Raw genomic sequence first — 3,923 nt, 5'->3', positions numbered from 1 at the left:
GCTGATCGGCCCGGGCGGCGATGCCGCGGTGGTGCGGGTGCTGGGTGGCGACCGGGCGCTCGCGGTCTCGTCCGACTGCACGCCCCGCTACTGCCAGGCCCATCCGCGCACCGGCGGGATGCAGGCGGTGGCGGAGTGCCGGCGCAACCTGATCGCCACGGGTGCCAGGCCGCTCGCCATCACCAACTGCCTGAACTTCGGCAATCCGGAGCGGCCGGAGGTGATGGGCCAGTTCGTCGGCTGCATCGAGGGCATGGCCGAGGCCTGCCGGGCGCTCGACTTCCCGGTCGTGTCGGGCAACGTGTCGCTCTACAACGAGACCGACGGCAGGGCGATCCAGCCCACGCCCAATATTGGCGGCATCGGGCTGATCGAGAACCTGGACCGGGTGGTGGGCATCGCCCCCACGGCGGACGACCAGGTCCTGGTCCTGGTGGGCGAGACCTATGGCTGGATGGGCGCCTCCTTGTGGCTGCGCGAGATCATGGGCCGCGAGGAGGGGGCGCCGCCGCCGGTCGACCTAGCCCACGAGCAGCGCAACGGCGCGTTCGTGCTCCAGCAGATCCAGGGCGGCACGGTGCAGGCCTGTCATGACGTGAGCGATGGCGGCCTCGCGATCGCGGTGGCCGAGATGTGCCTGGCGTCCGGCAAGGGTGCCGAACTGCGCATCCCGCAGGGCCTGGCCGCGGTCGGCTGGCTGTTCGGCGAGGAGCAGGGCCGCTACGTGCTGGCGGTGGAGCCGGCAGCGCTCAAGGACCTGCTGGCCGATGCCGCGCGCGACGGGGTGATCGCGCGGGAGATCGGCCGGGTTGGGGGCGACGCGTTGCAGGTCAAGGACCTGCCCCCCATATCGGTCGAAGAGCTGCGGCGTGCCCATGAGACCTGGCTCCCGGGCTACATGGGCGAGGACGCCGTCGCCGCCTGACAGAGGAGCTTCGATGCCAGTCGCCAAGGACGATCTCGAGCGCATGCTCAAGGAGAGCTTTCCCGACGCCACCGTCAGGATCGACGACCTGGCCGGTGACGGCGACCATTATCGCGCGGTCATCGTGTCCGAGGCGTTCCGCGGCAAGTCGCGCATCCAGCAGCACCAGATGGTCTATGCGGCCCTGGGTGGCCGGATGGGCGGCGAGCTGCATGCCCTGGCCCTGTCCACCTCCGCCCCTGCGTCCTGACGAGCCCCGGAGTACGGTCGAGATGAGCGATATCAACGAGAAGATCCGCACCCAGGTCACCAGCGACCCGGTGGTGCTCTACATGAAGGGCACGCCGGTCTTCCCGATGTGCGGGTTCTCCGCCGCGGTGGTGCAGATCCTTTCCCAGACCGGCGTGAAGTTCCAAAGCTACAACGTGCTGGACGATGCCGAGCTGCGCCAGGGGCTGAAGGAGTTCAGCAACTGGCCGACCTTCCCGCAGCTCTATGTCGACGGCGAGCTGGTCGGCGGCTGCGACATCGTCCGCGAGATGTACCAGTCGGGCGAGCTCACCCAGCTCTTCGAGGAAAAGGCGGTCGCCAAGGCCTCCTGAGCCGGATCACGCCACCCGGCCGGACAAGAAGGCCGCGCCCGGTTCAGGGCGCGTCCTTTTGCCGTTCAACTGCAGCTCGTGGCGTTGGAGCAGTCCTTGTCCAGCTGGACCGAGGAGGCGGTGCCGCCGTCCTGGGTCTCGATCAGGAGCGGCACGGCGCGCGGGTCGTTGGTGACCTTGGCCTCGATCCAGCGGCCGTCGTCATTCTCCCAGCCCTCCAGCCAGGACGAGCGGCTGGACGAGGCCAGGGGATTGACCACGATCCTGGCGCGCGCGGCGCCGGCGGCCGGCGTCAGGGCGCTCGCCTCGATGTCGTAGCGGGCGCGACCGTCGAAGATCGGCACCACCAGGCGCTCGGGCCGGTCGTCCGCCACCATCCAGCGCCGCACCCGCAGGATCCCGGTGAGCGGATCGACCGTGCCGGCCCACATGTCCCGCGGAATGTCGACGGTCTGCGGCTCGCCTCGCTTGAGCACCTGCACCTCGGCCGGGTCACCCGCCTCGTCGTAGCGGATCTCGATGTCGCGGGTGTAGCGCCGGCTAGAGTAGTGCGCCCGGTAGTGGCCGGAGCGCAACTCGCCCGCGCGCTCGCGCGAGGTGGCGCGCATCTCGCCGCCATAGGAGGTGAGCAGCGAGGCCATGCCCCGGCTGGTGATGCCCATGCTGCCGTCGATGGCGTCCCCTTGCGGGCGGAAGCCCAGCGCCACGTCGGCGACATGCATGCCGCCCCAGTTGACGCCCAGGCGGAAATCCTCGACCCCGCTGGTGGCAGCCATGCCGAGCCTGGGCAGCGATATCATGGCAAGCGCCCCGATCAGCAGCCCGCGCCGGTGGATCATCGTCGACAGACCTCCACTCACTTGCGATAGGGACAACACCCGCGATCGACCTGATGGCATCGATGAAACTGTCGGACAAGTGGTTCGGGCGCATGGCGGTTCCAAGCCTTGCGCTGCTGGGACTGGCCGGGTGTGACCCCGGCCGCGACGGCCTGTCCTGGCAGCTCGTGGAGCCGAGCCGGCTGACCCGGCCGGGCGTGGTGCTGTTCGACCCCGAAGCGCGCTACCAGGAGCTGGCCGCCATGACGGAGGCCGATCGCAGCTTCCTGTGCGGCCCGCCCAGCGAGGAGTGGCAGAGCTTCAAGGCGATCACCCGGCCGAAAGCGCCCGGCAGCGAACGCGGCCAGTCGGCCGAGCCGTTCGCCATGGAGGTGATGCGCGCCACGGCCTGGACGGTCGCGACCCATGACCGCGCGGCGGGGCGCGCAGTGGCGCGGGTGATGAACCGCTGGGCCAATGGCCGCGCACTCACCAAGGTGGATGAGACCAGCAACGAGCTCTATGCCGTCAACCGCACCGTGCTGCCGGTGATCGTCTCGTTCGCCGCGCTCAAGTCCGACCCGGGCATGGACCGCGAGAAGGTCGGGCGGATCGAGCGCTGGCTATCCGAGCTCATGCAGATGCGTCGGCAGATGGCGCCGGCCCCGGACCAGACCACGGCGCGCAACAACCATCACTACCTGAACGCCAGCGTCGACATGGCCTGGGGCGCGCTGGTCGGCAACCAGGAGGCGTTCGACCAAGGCGTGGACGCCTATATGGACGCCCTGGCCGAGCTCCGGCCGGACGGTTCCCTGCCGCTTGAGACCCGCCGGGGTGCCAGGGCGCTGTGGTACCAGCGTCATGCGATCGCCTCGCTCGTGACAATCGCCGAGATCGCCGCGGTGCAGGGGGTGGATCTCTATGCCCGCGAGGTGGATGGCCTGAGCCTGCATGACGCCATCGGCTTCCTGGTGGCGGCGATCCGCGACCCTGCCCTGGTCGAGCCCTATGCGCGGGAGGACGCCAACTCCCGAACCGATGCCGACTGGCGTGACCAGGACCTGACCTTCCTGCAGACCCGCGGCCATGGCCGCCACTACATGGCCTGGGTCGAACCCTACCGGGCGCGCTTCCCGGAGCGGCCGGAGGCACAGGCGCTCACCCGGATCCTGGCGGAGTGGGACCCTGACTTCCAGCCGGCGATCGACGACTATTCCGGCGGCAACATGAGCTGCTTCTTCGCCCCCGCACCGTCGGGCGAGGTGGCGGAGGGGCCTAGTACGCAGGCAGCGCTGACCAAGGCAGGAGACGATCCCAGGTGATCCGGTTCTACTTCAACGCCTCGCCCAACCCGCTCAAGGTGGCGCTGTTCCTGGAGGAGGCGGGGCTGCCCTACACGAAGGTGCCGCTCGATCCGCGCCGCGGCGAACAGCACGAGCCGGCGTTCCGCCGGATCAATCCGAACGGCAAGGTGCCGGTGATCATCGACGAGCAGGGGCCCGGCGGCCGGCCCGCCACCGTGTTCGATTCCAACGCGATCCTGCTCTATCTCGCCGAGAAGACCGGGCGGTTCAT

Annotated in this window: 6 protein-coding genes; 5 read left to right on the top strand and 1 reads right to left on the bottom strand. The window is 69.5% G+C overall.

Features of this window, described 5'->3' with window-relative positions:
* The 3 genes from EQG76_RS22225 to grxD form a co-directional block, all read left to right on the top strand.
* A partial coding sequence (locus EQG76_RS22225; protein WP_235031506.1) for an AIR synthase related protein occupies positions 1-925 on the top strand: 925 nt, incomplete at its 5' end.
* 13 nt (positions 926-938) lie between these two features.
* The gene (locus tag EQG76_RS22220; RefSeq protein ID WP_159716501.1) at positions 939-1,175 is read left to right on the top strand and encodes a BolA family protein; all 237 of its coding nucleotides are present in this window, start codon (positions 939-941) and stop codon (positions 1,173-1,175) included.
* A 22-nt stretch (positions 1,176-1,197) separates the two neighbouring features.
* The gene (grxD, locus tag EQG76_RS22215; protein ID WP_159716500.1) at positions 1,198-1,527 is read left to right on the top strand and encodes a Grx4 family monothiol glutaredoxin; all 330 of its coding nucleotides are present in this window, start codon (positions 1,198-1,200) and stop codon (positions 1,525-1,527) included.
* Between the two features lie 65 nt (positions 1,528-1,592).
* On the opposite strand, the gene EQG76_RS22210 is transcribed toward grxD, so the two are convergent.
* Entirely contained in the window at positions 1,593-2,366 is a 774-nt protein-coding gene (locus EQG76_RS22210) for a DUF3108 domain-containing protein (RefSeq protein ID WP_159716499.1), read from the bottom strand.
* 53 nt (positions 2,367-2,419) lie between these two features.
* Here EQG76_RS22210 and EQG76_RS22205 point away from each other — a divergent pair, with 53 nt between their 5' ends.
* Positions 2,420-3,670 carry an alginate lyase family protein gene (locus EQG76_RS22205; RefSeq protein ID WP_159716498.1) on the top strand — a complete coding sequence of 417 codons (1,251 nt, stop codon included), beginning with the start codon at positions 2,420-2,422 and terminating at the stop codon, positions 3,668-3,670.
* A partial coding sequence (locus tag EQG76_RS22200) for a glutathione S-transferase N-terminal domain-containing protein (protein ID WP_200841023.1) occupies positions 3,667-3,923 on the top strand: 257 nt, incomplete at its 3' end. The genes EQG76_RS22205 and EQG76_RS22200, both read left to right, overlap by 4 nt.

It is taken from the genome of Geminicoccus flavidas, assembly GCF_009806515.1.
In the GTDB taxonomy this organism is placed as follows: Bacteria; Pseudomonadota; Alphaproteobacteria; order Geminicoccales; family Geminicoccaceae; genus Geminicoccus; species Geminicoccus flavidus.
The sequence above is the reverse complement of the archived record's forward strand: the minus strand, read 5'-3'. Positions and strand labels throughout refer to the sequence as shown.